The following is a 22,333-nucleotide window of genomic DNA, read 5'->3' on the forward strand; positions in this document are numbered from 1 at the left end:
ATCATCAGGCCCAAATCGCTAGCACCCACTGCGGCACAAGTCAGATAGGTCCAAGCCGAGAAAAAACGCCATCAGTAACCGCCCGACCGAACAGCAGAATACCGGAAACACCGCCATGCCCTTTCGAGGCACGCCAAATCGCGACAGCTCTAATCAGCGCGCTCGACACACCCAAAAAACGATTCCTTGTGTAAGTCTTCTTCACGTATATCTGATTTCGGATGTGATAGTAGTGCTTAGCTCCGAAAGCACTGTTCGACAACAATGACTGTTCTTTAGTCAAATGAAGCATTCGGCTAGCGGGAACCATAAACAACAAATACCCTGCGGCTCTAAGTCGCAGGGAGTATTCGGTGTCGTCATACCCAATAAACAGCTCTGAGATAGGCAACCCCACAGTCTGAGCAGCACTCCGAGAAACGAAAAACCCCACAAACGAACCGGTGTCGATTTCGACCAGTTTAGCCCCGACAATCTCGGCAGGCGCTATCTCAGTTTCTCTCCCGTTTCGAAAATTAAATCTACGATGGTGAAATGTGGAGCGACGCCCAAACTCTTCTACCGAGGCACACAAAGCCCCTACACCAACGGGTGCTATATGCGCAGCATCAAGTAAGCGCTCAAGTGCGTCAGACGCCGGAACAGCATCGTCATCCATCAACCAAACCCAATCCGCCTGCCCCAACAGAGCTTCCTGCAATCCAAGGGAGAAGCCACCCGCCCCCCCGGTATTGATCTCGCTGCGCAAAATGTCAACGCGCGGATTAGGTTGGATTACGCCTGATACAGGCTCAACACTAGCGTTATCAATCACGACCACTCTGGAAACAAGAACGGTCTGTGACAGCAACGCATCGATTACCAGCAAAAGCTCTTCTGGACGATTGTGCGCCACAACAACTGCCGTTACTGTCAATGGCGAAATGGGCTTACCCAATTTTCTCACCCGTTATTCGTAAAGAGCTAAAACCGCAACACTAAAGCGGCGAAACGACAAATGCAGGAATTCGACCATCCGACCTAACAGCATCAATATACTGTTTTGCAACTTGTAGAGCCTCTTCAATGGCCACATGCATGTCCAGATATCTATAAGTACCTAACCGACCAACAAAAGTCGTATTTTTTTCGCCAAGCGCAAGATCGACATACTTTGCAAGCTGAGATTTTTCCTTAACCAGCCGTATGGGGTAGTAAGGCACATCGCCTACCTCACACTGCCGGCTGAACTCCTTATAAACAATCGTAGATTCATGGCTCTCCCAAGGAGAGAAATGCTTGTGCTCAGAAATTCTGGTCCAGGAAACATCCTCTTCGCCATAGTTGATCACCGCATTACCCTGATAATCACCGTCATGGCGCTCTGCGACAAAATCCAGGGTCCGGTAACCTAAACGTCCTGCAGCGCAATCAAACCACGCATCAATAGGCCCGCTGTAGAAGACATGATCGAACCCTTCAGCCATGCCTCGGCAAAACTTGGCACCCAATCGAACCTCTATCAAATCATCGTCAAGCATCTTCTCGACAATTGACGTATAACCATCTTTTGGAATCCCTTGAAACCTGCTTGAATAGTAATTGTCGTCATAGTTGAACCTCACGGGCAAACGCTTGAGAATGCTTGCAGGCAGCTCGGAGGGGTCAATACCCCACTGCTTCCGCGTGTAACCTTTGAAAAACGCTTCATAAAGATCACGACCAACAAAACGAAGCGCTTGCTCCTCGAAGGTAACCGGATCAATAACAGACTTATCAGCTATTGAATCAATAAACTCTGCCGCTTCTTTCGGATTCATGGCTTTCCCGAAAAAAGCATTAATAGTCATGAGGTTTATAGGAAGAGAATACACCCGACCCTTATAAATAGACTTTACACGATTAGTGAACGGCATGAATTCACCAAACTGACGAATGTAGTCCCATACGAGCTCATTGCTCGTATGAAAAATATGGGGGCCGTAAACGTGAGTCATTACACCCGTTTGCTCATCCCTCTCGGTGTGACAGTTCCCGGCCACATGCGTGCGCTCATCGAAAACCACAACTCGGCAACCGGCTTGCGCGAGCTCATGTGCGATTACTGCCCCGGTGAAACCTGCACCAACTACAGCCAAGCTCTTCACACCCACTCCCTTTTTACAAACCGCAAGCCATCGCCTAAAAGAAAATAGCTTAAATCCAACAGTTACCCGGCGTAGACATCCAGCAACTCTTCAACGTGAGCAGCAACAGAAACCGGGGTCATCGCCGAAATCCAGTAGTTTTCGGATTTAACTTGCCCGGAAAGGATGCGACGCAACTTCTCATAGAAGTCGCTGACGTCATCGTGCTTATAAACAAAATTTGGATTACAACCTGACAGCTCCTGAGCACCGCCGAGATCACTCGCGAGAACCGGAATCTTCCTGCAATGCATTTCAATTGCAACTTGAGGAAGATTATCCTCCCACAACACCGGAACGACCCCAAGACTTACGCCTTCCAAAATGGAATCGAGTTGTTCGTGTGAATATCCGTCGGAATAAAATATTCCTGCGAACTTTCTAGCCATCAATTTCAACTCTTCAAGAACTTCCGAATCAGAATTTCTTGCTGCCACCACAATTCGAACTTTACTTGAAATAGATTCTGGCATTGCATTCAATGCACCAACGAAGAAGTAAAACCCTTTGTCTCTGCGCATGTACCCTAGATAGGCTAACGTCAAAACTCCATCGGAGCCCACCAAATCTCTATGAAACCCATCGTTCGCAGCATACGTCTCATAATGCCGAGTTCCAATATAACTTACCCTCAATAAATCTCTTGACACACCGTACTTGACCGCGATCTCAGAAACACGCTTAGAAACGGCAAGAACAACATCACAATTTTCATTAATTAAGCCAACAAATCGACTGCGACGCTCTTTGTAGTATCGTGCATCGACCTTTAACTCTATTAAACCGCTCAATTTCCCCGAAGCGGGCTGTTCTGCACCAAACCTCACACCGGAGGCCCCACCGAGCAAAGCAATAACGCGACGACTAATTGATTTAAACCTAAAAGACAATCGAAAAATCAAACTGAAAAGCGGAGTTTCAGGAGCAACACGCATTTTTTTCAGGTAATACGCAACTGCGTTTGCAGCCCTGATAGCCTTTTTGTTTGGCGGAGTCGCCAAACAGCCTTCGCACTTCCAGCCTTCTTCAAAATCTTCGCATCTAATTTTTTCCTTGTGCCACAAGTTAACCTGCGGACAAAAAGCATAGTAGTTATGAAGAGATAGAATAACCTTAGTTTCAGGAAACTCTTTCTTAAGATCGAGAACAGTCGCAGGAAGACCTTCAAGGTTATTGAAATGAACAACATCAAAAGGCCCACACGCCCTCATAAAGTCGAAGAATACCTTTTTGGTTTCCTCACAATCGATCTGTTGCGCCTCTCCAAAGGAGTGATGCCCGGGAGACATCACCCCAGAGTTAACCACCTCAAATTTTCTGCATCGATCTTGCTTTGGGCCGTGCTTAAGCTGCTCCCACCGAGGGACAGCACTCTTCAAATCAAAAGACAGGCCGGAACAAAGAAAGTAAGCATCAACTTCGCCCCCAGAAGATAAAGCCGAGATGATATTTGACTGGTAGATACTTACCCCACCGCCTCTGCGCTCTGCATCTTCGTAGTCCACCCAGTTGTAATATAGGACTCGCAAACTACACCTCAATTCCAGACCAGTGGCGCTTTCCAATCACATGAAGGTACTCCTCAACAGCTTCAGGATTCGAGAATCGATCTATTATTTTTTTTGTCCCCTGTTTTACCAAGGTAGCACAAAGCCCTTTTCTTTCCACCGCAATATGATTGCAAATCTCATCATTCAATAGACCGCGGGAAATATTTTTGTATTCTAAGTACATAACCTGCCTGGGTCTTCCGCGGATTAAACCCTCGAACATACCACACAAACAATTTATAACTTGACACCACTCCTCAAATTCACCGTACTTAAAATCAACCTTACTACCACTCCAACTCTTATCCGCATCATAGTTTTTGTCCCTAGTTGCCCACTTCTTATCATTCAAGGCTTTCTTATATGATGCGTACTGGGCCAATCTATTTTCTCTATAAACATAAAGAATCGAAATATCACCATCTTTCAGTATATTTTCAAGAATATCAAAGCTATGGCCAAGCATATAGTTAAAACCAATCGACCTGAATCCCTTTGAAAACTCACTATTGTAAAATTCATTCCAGAATCTTATCGGGCGTGCATTTCTATAAAAAACACCTTTAAAATCATCATTCGCACCAAACCGCGATATGGAATGAGGATTAAACAGCTCGTTGTCACAAAATACATCTTTGTGCGAGTTCAACATGTCCACTAGCAGTGTAGTGCCAGTTCTAGGCGTCCCAACTATCACAAATTTCTGCTCGGCCATTTATTCAAAATCCCCGAAGTATTTTCCATACAGTACAAAAGGTACACCCACATCAACAATCCGCAGCACGAGCGGTATTCTTCGCATATACAGTTAAAGCCGACCAATCAATCCAGCAGCGATCAACCCAACGTTTCCCAGTGTTGTTTGGCGATATACCCCGCTCCGCCTTAAATGGATCACCGCGCACAACCCAGAACTGCTACGTACAGCGGAGAATCGCTCGATCAACTCTCGACTCTCGGGGGTAAAGGGGCAATCGACACTGCTCAACGCATCCAGGTTGCGTTCATTCCAGCTGCGGAAGCGCCCCTTAAACAACATGCGCACCCGCGTGAGGCGGGCCCGCCAGCCAGAGTTCCGGCCGATGAGGTTGCCACCGTGCTGACGGTAGCGTATGGCTGGATGGGGGTCGTAGTGCACCCGCCCCCCGCAGCCACTGACGAGGATGTAGGCCCACCAATCATGCGCAACAGCCTGCACATCGGGACCTGCCATGCGCAGCAGTTCTCGCGCCGCCGCGTTGAAGAGCATGGTGTTACCGCCACCAATGTTCTGGACGAGCGCGTTACCGAAGCCGGGCTCACGGGTGAATAGCGGCGAAAGGCCGATCTCGCGCCCTTCTGCATCAACCAGGCGGGTACGGGCGCAATACAGCGCCGGCACGTCGGCTGGCACGGATTTGATCCATTCAACGGCGCGCTGCAGTTTGCCAGCTTCCCATACGTCGTCCTGATCGCAGAAGGCGAAGTAATCGGCCTCAATCTCGGGGCGGCATGCGAGCGACAGAAAGTTGGCCGCGAAACCGCACTGCGGGCCAGCAACGATGTGCAGTCGACCTTCCGGCCATTGGGCCCGGCGGTCTGCTAGCTGCACAAGGGTGTCGTCGCTAGAGCCGTCGTCGGACGCCCATACCTCCCAGTTGGCGTGCGTCTGGTCCTCAATGGAATCGAGTTGCTCCCCAAGGAAGCCTGCACCATTGCAGGTGCACAGCAGGATCGCAACCCTGGGCGACGCCGTCTGCACAGCCGGCTCACCTGAAGCCATGTGAAACCCCTCCCGAACGGACGACTCGAAGCGGGACGTGGGTAGAGAGCGGGCAGCAGCGGGTAGAAATGGCGACACAGAACCTTGCAATGCACGCATGTCGGGAACTAAACATCACGGGCATCTTTTCGTTGTTTGGCGGGCTTGATGGTACTTCACGCACGCAGAAAACTCGCATATGAAATGTCGGCCGTACACGGATGGCATACGGTAAATGTAACCGATTGCAACGCGCATCCTGGCTTGCGGGGTCGTCCGCAGCACGCTACAAGCGGCACTGCAAGGATGAACACTCACGAAGAACTACGCAGCGAGGCGCAATCGATTCGTCATCAACCTCTGCTCCCGAACCACCAAACTCATCTGAAGTAGTGTCGACGGTACCGTATCAGCTCGGCGACCCGGAATCGGTTTCGATAGATTTCGTCTGCGGTCATGGCTATCCATCGCATCGCAGGCAGATACTCCTCCTCGTGGCAATTGACCCGCAGAAACTCCACCAGCCTTGCTCCGGAAGGACGGGTCCTGATCGTGGAGTCTCCCTTGATGTAGAAGCATTTACCGGCTGTATTGAGCGCCTCATAGCAATACGAGTATGGGAGTAATGCGTTTTCGCAATCCAGGCTGTGCGAACCACTGACCGACTTGAGCGAGCCGAGAATCCGGTGCTCGCCCTTGCGGATGTTGTAGAGCCTCGACTTTCTGGCGAAATCCGGAGACAGCAGCTGATCCACTTCCACTACCATACGCTCATTGCATGGGACGCCGAACAACCAGCCAGAGCAGTGAGGCACCTCGTCATAGATCATCGTGCCGGACACCAGCTTGCCTGCCGCAAGGTTGGCCACCAGGCCGGAAATCACGGCTAGCTGATGCGGAATGAAGTACCACACTGAGTCGTTGAAGAAGCACACTTCCTCGACTTCTTGCTTCACCCCCAATCCATCCAGCGCGCGCCAACCCTGCTGGTAGGCAAAGAAGTCGCGCCCGACCGGCGATACATGCACGGCAATGTCGAGCAGCCCCTCGTACTGATCAAGCGCCCCGTTGGGCGCAACACCGACAATGCGGAAACCGGCGTCGGCGAGATTGCGGAACAAAGCCCGCAGGTCGGGACGTGGCTTTTGGTCGAACAGGCAGAAGATCGCGAACTTTCTCTTGTCGCTCTTGCGATATTCCACAACAGACAGCGTGGGCTTCGGCCTGGTCAATGAGGTAAGGAATGACCTCAGAACATCCCAGGCTTCACAAAGACCCCCTATCAGAAAACGTGTCATGCTCAGATATACCTGTACGCGCGGCCTTGTAAATAGCCACTTCTGCAATAGTGCCGGCAAGGATTGACGCCGGCCTCGGCCACATCGCGATTCAGCGCAAGGAAGGCCTCGGCATGAAAGCCCATGAGGACATGCCCCAGCACCAGGCACTGGATTGCATGCATTGCGCGCGCCGCTGGCGAACGACGACGCGTTTGCGATTGCTCACTTTCGCGATCCCGTCATCGTTCGTCGAGATAGCCCCGCTGAAACGCGAGCTGCGTGACCGAACGGAAGTAGGCGGCCTGCCGCTTCTGATCGGGAAAGCGGCTGTACAAGGCGCCGTAGCAAGCAGCCCGCAGCCTTTCGAAGAGCATCGAACCTCGCCAACAAGTACGCCACGGCCCAAAGAAAGTTGGGTTCTCGTTCTGGAATATCCGCGCAGACAAACCGGCGATGCGCATGGTGCGGCAACGATCCGCGATATCCAGCCGGTGCCGGTGCTCCGCCAGGATCTCCGGCAGCAAGGTGGACTTCATACCGAGCTTTACCAGCCGCAAGCCCATCTCCCAGTCGTCCCAAGCGTGGTAAGGGAAGGCCTCGTTGAACGGCCCGGCCTTGTCCAGCAGGGACTTCTTGAAGGACACGTTGCCAAGGTAGAAGAAATCATCCGGGACGGCGGTCATGTCGGGGTGGAATGGCACACCGAACAGCGAACCACTACGCTCGAGCCAGTCGACGAAATCGGAACGCAGATCGGAAGGCACAATGGCACCGCCAACGGCGACCATGCGCTCGTCGGGATGCGCGCGATGAAAATTCAAGGTTGCCCGGATGGCGCCCTTCGGCAGAAGGAAATCATCCGCAACGACGTAGATGAGATCTGCCTGACACAGCTTCAGCCCCGCATTGACGGCATTTGCACGGCTCTCTGTTTCACCGCAGAACACGGCGCGGACATCCAGCCCGGCCGGTTTGCGGGAAGACAGCCGTTCGAGCTCCTTGCCCATGAGGTCATGGCAGCCCTGCTCGGTCGCCAACAGAAGCAATTCAAAATCGCTCGGATCGACCGTCTGCGAGAAGTAGCTTTCGAGCGTGGCGTCGAGCTGGAAGTCACCACGCACCGGGTCGAAGACGGAAAGAACGCTGATCTTCTTGTCCACACCAGCTCCTTGCTCCGTTTCAAGAATTCGCGGGAGCCAAGTGACTGCTGAGCGCCCCCTCATTTCAACTGCTGAAACGATTTTATCCGCCCGTGCTCAAGCTCCATGACCTTGTTGCAGAAGCTGCGCAATAAGTCATGCTTGTGGCTGGCCAGCACGACGATGCCGGCCTTCTCCGCGAACTCCGCCATGCGAATCTTGGCCTTTGCCTGAAAAGCCGGATCGCCCGCACCGATCCATTCATCCATCAGCAGGATCTCGGGCTCCATCTCGGTCGCGACCGCGAATGCCAGACGCGCAGCCATGCCCTGACTGTAGGCTTTCAGCGGCAAGTCGATGAAGTCGCCCAGCTCACTGAAGGCGATGATGCTCTCCATACGCTCTTCGATACGCGCGGGCGTCCAGCCGTTGATCAGCCCCCGCAGCACGATATTGCGACGCCCGGTCGCCTCCTTGCGAAAGCCCAGATTGATGTTGAACAGCGCGTCGACGCGCCCATTGACGGTCAATCTGCCGCCTGTCGGTTCATGGATGCCGTACAGGGTCTTCAACAAGGTGGTCTTGCCGGCTCCGTTTGCCCCGATCAACCCGAGACGGTCACCCGCGGCCAGCTCAAAGCTGACCCCATCGAGCGCCACCACGCACTGGGCTCCGTTACGCACGGCAATAGTGCCGCCGGTGGCGGTACGCCGGTCGGGCGCCTGCAGCGAAATCTTGCGCGCGACAGGATAAGCCAGCATCAGGTTTTCAGCGCGAATGGAGACCATCACAGAATGAATGCCACTTTCTTTCGAAACAAACCCAGCAGGATCAACGCCAAGATCCAGAGCACCAGCACCATAAGCAGCACCAGCAACATCGCCTGGAACGCAGGTACACCACTGACCACGGGCGTGCGCACCACTTCGATCAGATAGGTGAATGGGTTCAGGTGATAGAAAGAGGCCCGCAGCCCGCCCTCACCCGTATAGGTCCAGAAAATCGGAGTCAGAAACATGCCGAGCCGCATGAAATTGGAGACGATGAACTGGCTGTCCGGGAAGTACGCGCCGAGAAAGGCAAAAACGATGATTGCCGCCGGCGTACTGAGCAGGACCAGCAGTGCGCCGGGCAAGGCCCACAGCGCACCGATGGAGAACGTGACATCGCTGACCAGCAGGATCGCGCAGCACCCCAGCACCGCGTAGGCCGAGCGGATCAGTGACTGCATTAGCAAGCGCATCACATAGACGGTCAGGGGAAGCGGCGTGCCCTTGATCAGCGCCTCTTCCCGGACGAACAAGGTGACGCCATGCGATGTGGTTTCCATGAGATAGAACCACACCAACAATCCGGTCGCGACATAGGCCGAATAATGCGGAATGCCCTCGCCGCGGTGAAACAGGAAAATGAAGGTCCCGGCAAAAGCCAGATAGTTGATCAGCAACCACAGGGGCCCGAGCGTCGTGCGCCGATGCTGATCGCCGATGTCCTCCTTGGCGAGCTCCAGCCAGAGATGTCGCAGGCGCAGCCCCTCACGAATATCACTACAGGCATTACGCAGCGCGGTCAGCATGAACGAACGATTCCTGCGGGTCGAGCAATGGGACGGCTTGACGTCGGGCTGAAGAATCGCCGTGCTCCTGGGCGGGGCGTGCTCTTCTCGGTTGGCCGAAGCATAGCATTGCCACCATGCCGCATTCTCGCCCTCATCCGCTCAATGAAAACTGAATTGCATGAATGCAGGCGCACCTCAGACGGCCGCCGCTACAGGCAAAAACAAAAAAGCACTTGGCCCGCATTTCGCGGGCCAAGTGCTTTTTATATCTTTGGTGGCCAGGGGCGGAATCGAACCGTCGACACGCGGATTTTCAATCCGCTGCTCTACCAACTGAGCTACCTGGCCAAAGAGAGGCCGCATTATAGCCCAATCGAGCCGTTCGTCAATTGGATCAGAACCATCCGCCGCGAGAATTCGGATGGGGCGGCGCATGGCGCAGACCGGGGTGCACGAAGCTGACGCGGGCCAGCGTGCCCAGCCCTTCGGGGACGTCTTCGAGGCGCACGGTGGCGCCGTGCAGGTCTGCGATTTCACGCACGATGGGCAGGCCGAGGCCGGAGCCGTCTTCGCCGCTGTCGAGCACGCGGTAGAAGCGCTCGAAGACGCGGTCGCGGTCGTCTTCGGGGATGCCGATGCCGGAATCTTCGACCTCGACCACCGGCACGCCGCCTTGACGCAGCGTTCGAGCGGTGACGCTGCCGCCGCGGGGGGTGTATTTGATGGCGTTGTCGATGAGGTTCTTGAACATCTCACGCAGCAACACGATGTTGCCTTCGACCAGCGTGGTACCTGCCTCGCCTTCGACGCCAAGGTCGATGTGCTTGGCCAGTGCGCGCGGGAAGAGGTCGCCGGCCACCTCCCGCACTACGGCGTCAAGATCCACCGGCTGCATGGAGTAGACGCGTTCGGAGCCGGCTTCGGCGCGCGCCAGCAGCAGGAGCTGGTTGATCAGGTGGGTGGCGCGCTCCGCACTGGCCGCGATGTGGCCGAGCGAGCGGCGCAACTGCTCGGGGTCGGTTTCATCCTGGGCGAATTCGGTCTGCGTCTTGAGGCCGGTGAGCGGTGTGCGCATCTGGTGCGCGGCGTCGGCAATGAAGCGTTGCTGGGCCTGCATGTTGGCATCGAGCCGCGCCATCATGTCGTTGAAGGCAATGATCAGCGGGCGCGCCTCTTCCGGCACGCTGGACGGTTCGATGGGCGACAGATCGGTGGGCCTGCGCCGCGCGATGCGTTCCTGCAGGCGATTGAGCGGCGCAATACCACGCGACAGACCGACCCATACCAGCACCACCGCCAGCGGGATGATGGCGAACTGCGGGAACAGCACCTCGGTGACCACACGCGAGGCGAGGTTGCTGCGCTTGTTGAGCGTCTCGGCCACCTGCACCAGCACCAGCGGCTCCTCGGGGCGCGTGGGCTGCAGGAACTGGTAGGCCACGCGCACCTGCTCACCATGCACGTATTCGTCGCGGAACAGCACGGTCTCGGGAATGATCTCGATCGGCGGCGCGGCCTGCGGCAGTTCGCGGTCGCCGTTGGCCAGCTCTCCGCCGGAGACGGCCACCTGGTAGTAGAAGACGTCGTCCCGATCAGAGCGGAACAGCACGCGCGGCGAGGCCGGAAAATCCACCCACACCACGCCGTCGATGACCTGCACCAGCCGGGTGAGCGCACGCACGTTGTCGGCCAGCACCAGGTCGTAGGGCTGGTTGGCGATGTTGTCGGCAACGTTGTGCGTGAAGATGATCGAGATCGGCCACAGCACCAGCAGCGGTGCGAGCAGCCAGTCGAGGATCTCGCCGAAGAGCGAATTGGGTGGTTGCTGCTTGGACGTGGCCGAGGCCTGGTCAGGCCTTCTGCGCCGCAGCCTCATCCTTGTGCTCCAGACAGTAGCCAAGGCCGCGAACGGTCACGATGCGCAGATCGGTGTCTTCGAGCTTCTTGCGCAGGCGGTGCACATAGACCTCGATGGCGTTGTTCGACACTTCCTCGCCCCAACCGCACAGGTGGTCGACGATCTGATCCTTGCTGACCAGGCGACCGGCCTTGAGGATGAAGACTTCGAGCAGACCGACTTCACGCGCGGAAAACTCCACCACCTCGCCGTGGATTCGCACCACGCGGTCGGCCTGATCGTATTCGAGTTGGCCGAAGCCGATGCGGCGCGGCTGACCGGTGCCGCGACGCGTCAGCGCACGTACGCGGGCTTCGAGTTCGGGCAGGGCAAAGGGCTTGGTGAGGTAGTCGTCAGCGCCGGCGTCCAGCCCGGCGACGCGGTCATCCACGCCGTCCTGCGCGGTAAGAATGAGCACCGGCATGGCCGATTTGCGCGCGCGCAGGCGCTTGAGCACATCCAGGCCGGGCAGCTTGGGCAGGCCCAGATCGAGGATCAGCAGGTCATACGACTGCGAAGCCAGTGCGGTATCAGCGTCGAGCCCCGTAGCCACGTGATCAACGGCGTAACCGCCACGCCGCAGGGTACGCGACAGGCCGTCGGCAATAACGTGGTCGTCTTCGGCAAGCAGGATGCGCATGGAACCCTCTCTGTGCAGTCAGGCCCGCATCTTCACCGATTGCACCGCAACAGTCGAGCATGCCGGCGGACGCATTGCACATGCGCGACACAAAAGAAAAGCCCCGCTTGCGCGGGGCTTTCCGGACACTGCGAATGCAGGGCGAATTACATCATGCCGCCCATGCCACCCATACCGCCCATGCCACCCATATCCGGCATGGCGGGCTTGTCTTCCGCGATCTCGCCGATCATGCAATCGGTGGTGAGCATCAGCGCCGCGACGGAAGCGGCATTCTGCAGCGCGGTGCGCTCGACCTTGGTCGGGTCCAGCACGCCCATCTCGACCATGTCGCCGTACTCACCGGTAGCAGCGTTGTAGCCGAAGTTGCCCGTGCCATTGACCACGGCATTGACGACCACGGAAGGCTCGTCACCGGCGTTGGCGACGATCTCGCGCAGCGGCTGCTCGAGTGCGCGCAGCACGATCTTGATACCGGCGTCCTGGTCGTGGTTGGCACCCTTGAGCTCGCCCAGCATGGAGCGTGCGCGCAGCAGCGAAACACCGCCGCCCGGGACAATGCCTTCTTCCACTGCAGCGCGGGTGGCGTGCAGGGCGTCTTCGACACGGGCCTTCTTCTCTTTCATTTCCATCTCGGTGGCAGCACCGACCTTGATCACTGCAACACCGCCGGCCAGCTTGGCGACGCGTTCCTGCAGCTTCTCGCGGTCGTAGTCCGAGGTGGCTTCTTCGATCTGGGCGCGGATCTGCTTGACGCGGCCTTCGATGCCCTCACCCGAACCGGCACCGTCGATGATGGTGGTGTTGTCCTTGGCGACTTCGATACGCGCAGCCTGGCCGAGTTGCTCCAGCGTGGCGTTTTCCAGCGTCAGGCCGACTTCTTCGGCGATGACCTGGCCACCGGTCAGGATGGCGATGTCTTCCAGCATGGCCTTGCGACGGTCACCAAAGCCCGGAGCCTTGACGGCGCAGGTCTTGAGGATGCCGCGGATGTTGTTCACCACCAGGGTGGCCAGCGCTTCGCCTTCGACGTCTTCGGCGATGATCAGCAGCGGACGGCCAGCCTTGGCAACCTGCTCCAGCACCGGCAGCAGATCACGGATGTTCGAGATCTTCTTGTCGAACAGCAGCACGAACGGGCTTTCCAGAACAACCATCTGGCGGTCCGGATTGTTGATGAAGTACGGGCTCAGGTAACCACGGTCGAACTGCATGCCCTCGACCACGTCGAGTTCGTTCTGCAGGGACTTGCCGTCTTCAACGGTGATCACGCCTTCCTTGCCCACTTTTTCCATCGCGTCGGCAATGATCTGGCCGATGTCGCTGTCGGAGTTGGCGGAGATGGAGCCGACCTGGGCGATTTCCTTGGCGGTCGAGCACGGCTTGGACAGCTTGGCCAGCGCTTCGCAGGTAGCGATCACGGCCTTGTCGATGCCGCGCTTGAGGTCCATCGGGTTCATGCCGGCGGCCACGAACTTCATGCCTTCGCGCACGATCGACTGAGCCAGCACGGTGGCGGTGGTGGTGCCGTCACCGGCGATGTCAGAGGTCTTGGAAGCAACTTCCTTGACCATCTGCGCGCCCATGTTCTCGAACTTGTCCTTCAGCTCGATTTCCTTGGCGACGGAAACACCGTCCTTGGTGACGGTCGGGGCGCCGAACGAGCGCTCCAGCACGACGTTGCGGCCTTTCGGGCCGAGAGTGACCTTGACGGCGTTGGCGAGGATGTTGACGCCGGCGACCATACGGTCACGCGCGGAATCACCAAATTTGACTTCTTTAGCTGCCATGGATGTAACTCCTTGAATTCGTTTGAAAGATGGAAGCGCGAGAGAGGCTTAGCCCTCGATCACGCCCATGATGTCTTCTTCGCGCATGACGAGCAGCTCTTCGCCTTCGACCTTCACGGTCTGGCCGGCGTACTTGCCGAACAGCACCTTGTCGCCAGCCTTGACGGCCATCGCACGCACGCTGCCGTCTTCCAGGATCTTGCCGTTGCCGACGGCCACGACTTCGCCCTGGTCCGGCTTCTCACCGGCGGAATCGGGAATCACGATGCCGCTGGCGGTCTTGCGCTCGGCTTCAAGGCGCCGGACGATCACGCGGTCATGCAAGGGACGGATTTTCATCGTTTTACTCCTGTACGGGTTCAAGCAACGCGGGCCACCTGGCCCGCTCAGAAATCGAAATGCCGGAAATCCGGCGCGCAGCGGCTGTTAGCACTCACCGCCAGCGAGTGCTAATAATAGGGACGAGGTGTTGCGATTTCAAGTCGCCGGCGAAATGAAATTTTTCGGCAAATCGTCCCTGCACGACCTCTCCGCCCGTTTCAACGAATATCGCGCCCTATTCCGCGCCTTTCCAAAGAGCGAAGCGTCCGCCTGTGAGAGCCCCGACTTCGAACGAGAACATCTCCACTAGACGCATACATCTACGGATTGATGACTTAAAAAAGACTAAAGCGTCAATTTGTGCGTTTAACACTAAGCAATCTGAATCCCATGTTCTATAGTGCGTTCATAAGTGCGTGCAAACGGCTTCTTGCTTGATTAACCGCTCAAACTTGCGTGCTATGGAAAACCTGACAATTGGCGAACTCGAATCGCAGCTCGGAGACGATCTCAAGCGGCTGCGGCTGCAGCGCAACATCGAACAAGGCGTGCTGGCCGGACAGGCCGGCCTCAGTGTTCGCGCGCTGCAACGCCTCGAGAACGGCGAAGGCTCGTCGCTCTCCACGCTGCTGAAGGTGGTGCGCGCGCTCGGCCGCGAAGCCTGGCTCAAAGGCATCGCCCCGGTCGCTACCATCAACCCGGTCACCGCAGTGCGCCACAGCAAGGCCCGCCAGCGCGCCAGCGCGGCCCGCAGCAAATGAGCCCGACCATCACACCGGGTGGCCGCAAGCGCGGCTACAAGGCAGTCGACAGCATCGAAGTCTCGCTCTTCGGGCGTCCGATGGGCGTTGTCGCGCTGGACCCGGCCTATGGCTATTACGCCTTCGCCTATTTGCCCGAGTTCCTGCGCGGCGGCATCGAGCCGGCGCCGCTGACGATGCCGCTCAATGACGGCGAGCCTTATCTGTTTACGGATCTGCCCGAGGTCACCTACCACCGCTTGCCGGCGCTGCTGGGCGATGCGCTGCCGGATGACTTCGGCAACGCGCTGATCGACCGCTACATGGCCGAACAGGGTGTAGAGCGCTCGCGCATCACCGCGCTCGACCGCCTTGCCTACATGGGCCAACGTGCCATGGGAGCGCTGAGTTTCAAGCCCGCGCGAGGTCCGCAGCAACGCAGCTCGACGGCCATCGAGATGGGTGCGCTGGTCGAGCAGGCCCGCGCAGCGGTGTCCGGCCGTATCGAAACGGACGACTACACCAACGCCGCCCTGCGCAGCATCATCGAGGTAGGCACCTCGGCCGGCGGTGCGCGCGCCAAGGCCGTCATCGCCTGGAACCCGCACACCCAAGAGATTCGCTCCGGCCAGGTCAATGTCGCGGCGGGCTTTGAACACTGGCTGCTGAAGTTCGACGGGCTGGGCGCCGACCGCGAACTGGGTCTGGCGCAGAACTTCGGTCGCATCGAGCACGCCTATCACCAGATGGCCCGCGCGGCCGGCATCGACATGGCCGACTGCCATCTGCTGGAGGAAAACGGCCGCGCCCATTTCATGACGCGGCGCTTTGACCGCGCGGCGGGCGGCGTGCGCCACCACATCCAGACGCTGTGCGCGATGGACCACATCGATTTCCGGAAGAAGGCCGCCAACGCCTACGAGCAGCTCTTCATCACCATGCAGCGCCTGCACCTGCCCTACGCGCAGCTGGAGGAGGCGTATCGGCGCATGGTCTTCAACGTGATGGCGCGCAACTGTGACGATCATTCCAAGAATTTCTCGTTCCGGCTGCGCGAGGGCGCCGCATGGGAACTGGCACCGGCCTATGACCTGACCTTTGCCCACAACCCGCAGGGCGAGTGGACGCACCAGCACCTGATGTCGGTGAATGGAAAGTTTCGGGGGTTCGTCGAGGCGGACTTTCTTGCGGTGGCCGACCGCTTTGCCATCGGCTCGGCCCGCCAGGTCATTGCCGAGGTACGTGCAGCCATTCTCGACTGGCCCCGCTTTGCCACGGACAGCGGCGTGCCGCAGCAGCAGGCCGAGCACATCGGCGCGCTGCATGTTCCCGGCCCGGGCTGAACAAGGCGGCTGTGCAAGAATGGCGCCCGCTACCAGCCCGGAGAGCCCGATGAAGCCACACGTTCTGCAGACCGGTCCGCTGTCGCCCGCACTCGATACCGCGCTCGCGACGCATTTCAACGTTCACCCGTTGTGGCAGGAGGCCGACCCCGCCGGCTTCCTGGCCCGGCATGGCGCGCGTTTCGAAGGCATCGCAACGTCGGCGCCGGTGGGCGCCTCGACGGAGCTGATCGCGGCGCTGCCCTCCCTCAAGGTGATTTCCTGCCGCGGCGTCGGACTGGACAAGATCGACCTCACGGCCGCTCAGGCGCGCGGCATCGCGGTCAGCGGCACCTTCGGCGTGCTGACCGATTGCGTGGCCGATCTGGCCTTCGGACTGGTGATCGACGTGGCGCGCCGGCTGTCGGCGGCGGACCGCTTCGTGCGCGAAGGACACTGGCTGAAGGAGAAGTACCCGATGACCCGGCGCGTCAGCGGCAAGCGGCTGGGCATCGTCGGACTCGGCCAGATCGGGCGCGCGATTGCCCGACGCGCGGGCGGCTTTGACATGGAGGTGCGCTATCACAACCGCTCCGCTGCAGCCGACGCACCCTACGGCTACGAGCCTTCGCTCGAAGCACTCGCCCGCTGGGCGGACTTTCTGGTGGTGGCGGTGGCCGGCGGCGCGTCCACGCGTCACCTCATCTCGCGCGAGGTACTGCAGGCGCTCGGCCCGGACGGATTTCTGATCAACGTTGCGCGCGGCAGCGTGGTGGATCAGCAGGCGCTGGTCGAGGCCCTGGTGAACGGCCACATCGCCGGCGCCGGGCTGGATGTTTTCGCCGACGAGCCGCAGGTACCGGAAGCACTGCTCACGCTCGACAACGTGGTGCTGCTGCCGCATATGGCCAGCGGCACCGTCGAGACGCGCACGGCCATGGAAGATCTGGTGCTTGCCAACCTGAAGGCCTTCTTCGACACCGGCGAGGTGCTCACGCCGGCGTTCTGAGCCGGCGCGGTTGCACCGCGGGCGAATCGCTCCAACAATGCGGGGCATCCACTCGTCACGCGGCCACCCATGTTCGATATCAGCCAGCTTCGCTGCTTTGTTGCCGTTGCCGAGGAGCTGCACTTCAGCCGTGCCGCCGAGCGGCTGAACATGACGCAGCCGCCGCTGAGCCGCCAGATCCGTCTGCTCGAACATCACGTCGGCACGCAACTGCTCGAACGCACCAGCCGCAACGTGCGCCTCACCGCCGCCGGCAAGGCCTTTCTGCCCGACGCGGCGCGCATCCTGCGCATGGCCGAGGAAGCCGCCGCCACCGCCCGCCGCGTGGCGCAGGGCGAGATGGGCACGCTGTCTATCGGCTTCACCGCCGCCTCCGGCTACAGCCTGCTGCCACAGATCGTGCGCCAGCTGCGCGAGATCTCCCCGGGCATTTCGCTGACGCTCAAGGAACTGGTCAGCCGCAGCCAGCTCGACGCGCTCGACGCCGGCCAGCTCGACGTCGGCCTGCTGCGTCCGCACGTCGAACACGGCGAACTCGAAACCGTGGCGCTGGCACGCGACGGACTGGTGCTGGCCATTCCGGAACGCGACGCAAGCAACTGGTCGCCCACGCCCGCTCTGGGTGATCTGGCCGGGCGCCCGTTCCTGATGTACTCGCCCTACGAGGCCCTGTACTTCCACAACCTGATCAAGGGCTTGCTCGACCGGCAGGGCGTGGTTCCGCAGATCATCGAATACGTGGCGCAGATCCACACCATGCTCGCGCTGGTGCGATCCGGCGTCGGCGTGGCGGTGATTCCGGCCGCGGCCACGCGTCTGCAGTTCGAGGGCACCGTGCTGCGCCCGCTGAAGACCAGCCCCGCCAAACCCGTGGAAACTGTCTGTTCATTCCGCAAGGACAACGACAACCCGATTCTCGGCCTATTCCGGACACGCCTTCTGCCGGACTTCACCGGCCGCTGAACGACATACGTACAAGCCGCATCTATGCGCCAGTTGAATCAATCAAGTCACTCGTTGATTTGATCTTGAATTGATCTGCCGCGAGCATAGCTCCCCATAAAGAAGCGCCACGTGCTTACACGATTTGGCGCTCGCAACGAGGAGACCGCCATGCAACGCATCCACGCGCACACCCCGCGCGCGGCGCAAGGGCCCGCACCACGAGCCGCTGCACGCTGCATCGACCACCGCCACAATCGCCTCCTCCCTCTGCCGCCCGCATCCGACGCGCTTCGCGCCGTCGCTTGACGCCTGCTGCGGCCGCAAGCCAACCGTTTTCCGGGGTACGCCCCACCAGAATCGAGCGCGACATGAACGAACGCATTTCCGGCACTCCGACCGTTGTCGACCTGCAGGTAGTCCCCGTTGCGGGGCAGGACAGCATGCTGCTCAACCTGAGCGGCGCGCACGGCCCGTGGTTCACGCGCAACGTCGTGCTGCTGAAAGACAGCGCCGGCAACACCGGCCTGGGCGAAGTACCGGGCGGCGAGGCCATCCGCAAGACCATCGAGGACGCCCGCCCCTTCGTCGTCGGCCGTTCGCTGGGCGACTACAACGCCGTGCTCAACGCCATGCGCACTGCGTTTGCCGACCGCGACGCGGGCGGGCGCGGCCTGCAGACCTTCGACCTGCGCACCACCATCCACGCCGTGACCGCGGTGGAATCTGCCCTGCTCGACCTGCTCAGCCAGTTCATGAACGTGCCGGTGGCGGCGCTGCTTGGCGAAGGCCAGCAGCGCGAGGCAGTCGAAATGCTGGGCTACCTGTTCTTCATCGGCGACCGCAACAAGACCGACCTGCCCTACCGCTCGGAAGCAAACGCCGACGACGCCTGGTTCCGTGCGCGCAACGAAGAGGCGCTCACACCAGAGAGCGTGGTACGTCTGGCCGAGGCCGCTCACGCACGCTACGGCTTCAACGATTTCAAGCTCAAGGGCGGCGTGCTGGCCGGTGAAGCCGAAGTGGAAGCCATCCGCGCGCTGCACGAGCGCTTCCCCGAGGCCCGCGTCACACTCGACCCCAACGGCGGCTGGCTGCTGAAAGACGCCATCCGCCTGTGCCGCGACCTGCACGGCGTAATGGCCTATGCCGAAGACCCCTGCGGCGCCGAAGAAGGCTTCTCCGGCCGCGAGGTGATGGCCGAGTTCCGCCGCGCCACCGGCCTGCCCACCGCCACTAACATGGTCGCCACCGACTGGCGCCAGATGGCCCACTCGATCCAGCTGCAGTCGGTGGACATCCCGCTCGCCGACCCGCACTTCTGGACCATGCAGGGCTCGGTGCGCGTCGCCCAGTTGTGCCAGATGTTCGGCCTGACCTGGGGCTCGCACTCGAACAACCACTTCGACATCTCGCTGGCGATGTTCACCCACGTCGCGGCCGCCGCGCCCGGCAAGGTCACCGCCATCGACACGCACTGGATCTGGCAGGACGGCCAGCGCCTCACCCTCGACCCGCTGAAGATCGAGAACGGTCTGGTGCGCGTGCCCGAGAAACCCGGCTTGGGCATCGAGATCGACCCGGCCGAGCTGGAAAAGGCCCATCAGGCCTACCGCAACATGGGGCTGGGTGCGCGCGACGACGCCGTTGCGATGCAGTTCCTGATCCCCGGCTGGACCTTCAACAACAAGCGCCCCTGTCTGGTGCGCTGACCCCCGAACGCTGCAACCCGGAGAACCCGAACCATGCGCGAGAACAGACTGCGAACCATCTGGAAGGAAGGCGGCGCCGCCGTCAACGGCTGGCTGGCCATCCCCAACGGCTTCTCGGCCGAGACCATGGCCCACCAGGGCTGGGACACGCTGACCATCGACATGCAGCACGGCATGATCGACTACCAGTCCATGGTGGGCATGCTGCAGGCCATCTCGACCACGCCGACCGTGCCCATCGTGCGCGTGCCCTGGCTGGAGCCGGGCATCCTGATGAAGACGCTCGATGCTGGCGCCTACGGCATCATCTGCCCGATGGTGAACACCCGTCAGGACGCCGAGAATCTGGTGGCCTGGACCAACTACGCGCCGCGCGGCAAACGCAGTTTCGGCCCGGTGCGTGGTCTGCTCTACGGCGGCGCCGACTACCTGCAGCACGCCAACGACACGGTGATCTCCTTCGCCATGATCGAGACCGCGCAGGCGCTCGACAACCTCGACGACATCCTGTCGGTGGAAGGTCTGGAAGCGGTTTACATCGGCCCGGCGGACCTGTCGCTGGCGCTGGGCTGCACGCCCACCTTCGACGACGTCGACCCGAAAGCCGCCGAGGCCTTCGACTACATCCTTTCGCGCGCCAAGGCCCACGGCAAGATCGCCGGCATCCACAACGGCGCGCCGCCCGCTGCGCTCAAGCGCATCGAGAAGGGCTACCAATTCGTCACCATCGGCTCGGACGCACGCCTGATGGCGGCCGGTTCGCAGCAGGTGCTCGGCGCCATGCGCGAAGGCATGCCGGGCGCGGTGGCCACGGCTGGCGGCTACTGAGCACCAGGTAAGAGGTTTTCAGGAACGGGAGCGTGCGCGACCAAAGGAATCGCATCTCTCCCGCCCGAAGAAGCGGCGGCGTCTTCCCTACCGCCAACTTGCGTAGCAATGCATCAAGAGGAGACTTCACACAATGAAAAAGCTGACCATCGCAATGAGTCTTGCGGCATCGACCTTCGCCGCAGGCATCACGGCACCGGCCTTTGCGGCCGACAGTGCACTGCCCAGCAACGTACGCGTCGTCATCGGCTCGACCTCGACCGGCGGAGACACCTATCAGGTCTCAGCCATCGTCGCCGAGGCCCTTTCCAAGAAGCTCGGCATCAACGCCAAGGTCGACGCGGTCGGCCCCACCGCCGCCTTCCAGGCCATCGACAAGAGCGGCGCGGACGGCAGCACCATCATGCTGTTCCACGATCAGTCCTACGCCGGTTATCACTACGGCGTGCGCGGCTTCTTCGACATCTTCGAGAAGTACCGCATCGGACCCACAGTCGCAATCAACCCGGGTGACGCCTTCCTGGTGCCGGCCAAATCGCCGTACAACACCATCGACGACATCATCCAGGCGGCCGGCAAGGACCAGCGCGTGCGTGTGGCCATCCAGCCGGGCGGCGTGTCGGCGCTGGGTTTCACCGCCATCAAGAACGCCGTGAGCGTGCGTTTCCCGGGCAAGGAAGGGAACATCGTGGCGGTCAACACCGGCTCGCAGTCGGACAAGAACCAGCTGCTGTTTGACGGCAACGCCGACCTGATCAACGGCTCCGTGCAGGGCAACGAGCAATACACCCGCCTGCCGGCCGAAGATCAGAAGGCAATGCGCTTCGTGTGGATCACCGCACGCGAGAAGACGCTGCAGCAGGCCAACCCGGAAGGCATGGGGCAGACCTCGCGCGAGCAACTGCTGAAGTACGCCACGCCGGCCTCTTCGGTGACGCTCGACGGCAAGCAGGACTGGGCCTTCGACAAGGAGTTCTTCCTGATTTACAACAAGGAGATCGACCCGAAGGCAGTCGCCGAGATCGACAAGGCGCTGGCCGAAATCTATGCCGCTCCGGAGATCCAGGCGACGCTGAAGAAGTCCTTCTTCATCCCCAACTTCATGCCGGCCGACGAAGCACAGGCCTATCTGAAGAAGAAGTCTGACGGCACCAAGACGCTGATCGACAAGATCAAGTAAGCACCACGCGGTGCCGGCCAGCCCGGCCGGCACCGCACTCCGCGCACCGCCCGAGACGGACGAAGCAATGGAAAACATCGCAGACCTGCTGAAGGTTCAGATCGACTTCGACCGGTCGCATCTGCTGTTCCCGAACATCATCGAATGGGCGCTCGCAGCCCTGGCCCTGGCAATCGTCGCCACCCACAGCCGGCGCTGGCTGGCGCAATGGCGGGAAACCCCGCTGGGGGCCCGCATGCGCGGCTGGCAGATGGACAAGCGCCGACTCTTCGGCTGCCTGATCCTGACGCCCGTGTATTTCGCTGCGATGGAGCCGGTCGGCTCGATCTACCCCAACGTCGGCGTCGGCTTTCTGCTCACGTCCTGGGTGTATGGCTTCGCGCTGTCGTGGCTGTTCGTGCATGACAACACGCGCCGCAAGACCCTGCTGATGGCACTCAACGCACTGATCACGCCAACGCTGGTGTGGCTCGTGTTCGCTCACCTTTTCCGCATCACCCTGCCCTAAGCGCGAGGAAC

21 protein-coding genes and 1 tRNA gene are annotated in these 22,333 nt (G+C 59.7%); 8 read left to right on the forward strand and 14 right to left on the reverse strand.

Translation table 11 applies throughout. From position 1 onward, the window contains the following. Positions 1 to 40: 40 nt before the first annotated feature. The 14 genes from AC6H0R_RS02545 to groES all read right to left on the reverse strand — a co-directional run bounded on the left by AC6H0R_RS02545 (position 41) and on the right by groES (position 14,099). On the reverse strand, positions 41 to 946 hold the full coding sequence (locus AC6H0R_RS02545; protein WP_497579765.1) for a glycosyltransferase: 906 nt from the start codon (positions 944 to 946) through the stop codon (positions 41 to 43). Positions 947 to 977: 31 nt separating this feature from the next. Continuing rightward, entirely contained in the window at positions 978 to 2,126 is a 1,149-nt protein-coding gene (gene glf / locus AC6H0R_RS02550) for a UDP-galactopyranose mutase (RefSeq protein ID WP_497579766.1), read from the reverse strand. 62 nt (positions 2,127 to 2,188) lie between these two features. Then, positions 2,189 to 3,670, reverse strand: coding sequence for a glycosyltransferase (locus tag AC6H0R_RS02555; RefSeq protein WP_497579767.1), 1,482 nt, complete (start codon positions 3,668 to 3,670; stop codon positions 2,189 to 2,191). Positions 3,671 to 3,695: 25 nt separating this feature from the next. Continuing rightward, positions 3,696 to 4,430, reverse strand: a complete 735-nt coding sequence (locus tag AC6H0R_RS02560; protein ID WP_497579768.1) for a sulfotransferase — start codon at positions 4,428 to 4,430, stop codon at positions 3,696 to 3,698. Positions 4,431 to 4,523: 93 nt separating this feature from the next. Beyond that, positions 4,524 to 5,477 carry a glycosyltransferase family 2 protein gene (locus AC6H0R_RS02565; RefSeq protein WP_497579769.1) on the reverse strand — a complete coding sequence of 318 codons (954 nt, stop codon included), beginning with the start codon at positions 5,475 to 5,477 and terminating at the stop codon, positions 4,524 to 4,526. A 359-nt stretch (positions 5,478 to 5,836) separates the two neighbouring features. After that, a complete protein-coding gene (locus AC6H0R_RS02570) occupies positions 5,837 to 6,658 on the reverse strand; it encodes a hypothetical protein (protein WP_497579770.1) in 822 nt (273 codons plus the stop codon). Positions 6,659 to 6,975: 317 nt separating this feature from the next. Continuing rightward, entirely contained in the window at positions 6,976 to 7,896 is a 921-nt protein-coding gene (locus AC6H0R_RS02575) for a glycosyltransferase family 2 protein (RefSeq protein WP_497579771.1), read from the reverse strand. Between the two features lie 59 nt (positions 7,897 to 7,955). Next, on the reverse strand, positions 7,956 to 8,636 hold the full coding sequence (locus AC6H0R_RS02580; RefSeq protein ID WP_497579772.1) for an ABC transporter ATP-binding protein: 681 nt from the start codon (positions 8,634 to 8,636) through the stop codon (positions 7,956 to 7,958). Positions 8,637 to 8,662: 26 nt separating this feature from the next. After that, positions 8,663 to 9,451, reverse strand: a complete 789-nt coding sequence (locus tag AC6H0R_RS02585; protein WP_497579773.1) for an ABC transporter permease — start codon at positions 9,449 to 9,451, stop codon at positions 8,663 to 8,665. A 254-nt stretch (positions 9,452 to 9,705) separates the two neighbouring features. After that, positions 9,706 to 9,781: transfer RNA gene (locus AC6H0R_RS02590), tRNA-Phe, on the reverse strand. A gap of 46 nt (positions 9,782 to 9,827) precedes the next feature. Beyond that, positions 9,828 to 11,309, reverse strand: a complete 1,482-nt coding sequence (locus tag AC6H0R_RS02595; RefSeq protein ID WP_497579774.1) for a sensor histidine kinase — start codon at positions 11,307 to 11,309, stop codon at positions 9,828 to 9,830. Beyond that, positions 11,284 to 11,970: a response regulator transcription factor gene (locus tag AC6H0R_RS02600; RefSeq protein WP_497579775.1), complete on the reverse strand. Its 687-nt coding sequence runs from the start codon at positions 11,968 to 11,970 to the stop codon at positions 11,284 to 11,286. Before AC6H0R_RS02600 ends, AC6H0R_RS02595 begins: the two co-directional genes overlap by 26 nt. 146 nt (positions 11,971 to 12,116) lie before the next feature. Then, positions 12,117 to 13,760, reverse strand: a complete 1,644-nt coding sequence (gene groL / locus AC6H0R_RS02605; RefSeq protein ID WP_497579776.1) for a chaperonin GroEL — start codon at positions 13,758 to 13,760, stop codon at positions 12,117 to 12,119. Positions 13,761 to 13,808: 48 nt separating this feature from the next. Next, positions 13,809 to 14,099 carry a co-chaperone GroES gene (groES, locus tag AC6H0R_RS02610; protein WP_497579777.1) on the reverse strand — a complete coding sequence of 97 codons (291 nt, stop codon included), beginning with the start codon at positions 14,097 to 14,099 and terminating at the stop codon, positions 13,809 to 13,811. Positions 14,100 to 14,542: 443 nt separating this feature from the next. Here groES and AC6H0R_RS02615 point away from each other — a divergent pair, with 443 nt between their 5' ends. From AC6H0R_RS02615 to AC6H0R_RS02650, 8 genes are all read left to right on the forward strand, one after another. Next, the gene (locus AC6H0R_RS02615; protein ID WP_497579778.1) at positions 14,543 to 14,842 is read left to right on the forward strand and encodes a helix-turn-helix domain-containing protein; all 300 of its coding nucleotides are present in this window, start codon (positions 14,543 to 14,545) and stop codon (positions 14,840 to 14,842) included. After that, the gene (locus tag AC6H0R_RS02620) at positions 14,839 to 16,164 is read left to right on the forward strand and encodes a type II toxin-antitoxin system HipA family toxin (RefSeq protein WP_497579779.1); all 1,326 of its coding nucleotides are present in this window, start codon (positions 14,839 to 14,841) and stop codon (positions 16,162 to 16,164) included. Before AC6H0R_RS02615 ends, AC6H0R_RS02620 begins: the two co-directional genes overlap by 4 nt. Positions 16,165 to 16,213: 49 nt before the next feature. Next, positions 16,214 to 17,152: a 2-hydroxyacid dehydrogenase gene (locus AC6H0R_RS02625; protein ID WP_497579780.1), complete on the forward strand. Its 939-nt coding sequence runs from the start codon at positions 16,214 to 16,216 to the stop codon at positions 17,150 to 17,152. A 69-nt stretch (positions 17,153 to 17,221) separates the two neighbouring features. Then, complete coding sequence (locus AC6H0R_RS02630; RefSeq protein ID WP_497579781.1) at positions 17,222 to 18,115, forward strand: LysR family transcriptional regulator; 894 nt, start codon at positions 17,222 to 17,224, stop codon at positions 18,113 to 18,115. 350 nt (positions 18,116 to 18,465) lie between these two features. Next, complete coding sequence (gudD, locus tag AC6H0R_RS02635) at positions 18,466 to 19,806, forward strand: glucarate dehydratase (protein WP_497579782.1); 1,341 nt, start codon at positions 18,466 to 18,468, stop codon at positions 19,804 to 19,806. 33 nt (positions 19,807 to 19,839) lie between these two features. After that, positions 19,840 to 20,634: an HpcH/HpaI aldolase family protein gene (locus AC6H0R_RS02640; protein WP_497579783.1), complete on the forward strand. Its 795-nt coding sequence runs from the start codon at positions 19,840 to 19,842 to the stop codon at positions 20,632 to 20,634. A gap of 133 nt (positions 20,635 to 20,767) precedes the next feature. Further along, positions 20,768 to 21,814, forward strand: a complete 1,047-nt coding sequence (locus AC6H0R_RS02645) for a type 2 periplasmic-binding domain-containing protein (RefSeq protein WP_497579784.1) — start codon at positions 20,768 to 20,770, stop codon at positions 21,812 to 21,814. A gap of 67 nt (positions 21,815 to 21,881) precedes the next feature. Next, on the forward strand, positions 21,882 to 22,322 hold the full coding sequence (locus AC6H0R_RS02650; RefSeq protein WP_497579785.1) for a tripartite tricarboxylate transporter TctB family protein: 441 nt from the start codon (positions 21,882 to 21,884) through the stop codon (positions 22,320 to 22,322). The last annotated feature ends 11 nt before the right edge of the window (positions 22,323 to 22,333 follow it).

The sequence above is a fragment of the Pseudazoarcus sp. NS36 genome (assembly GCF_059703705.1).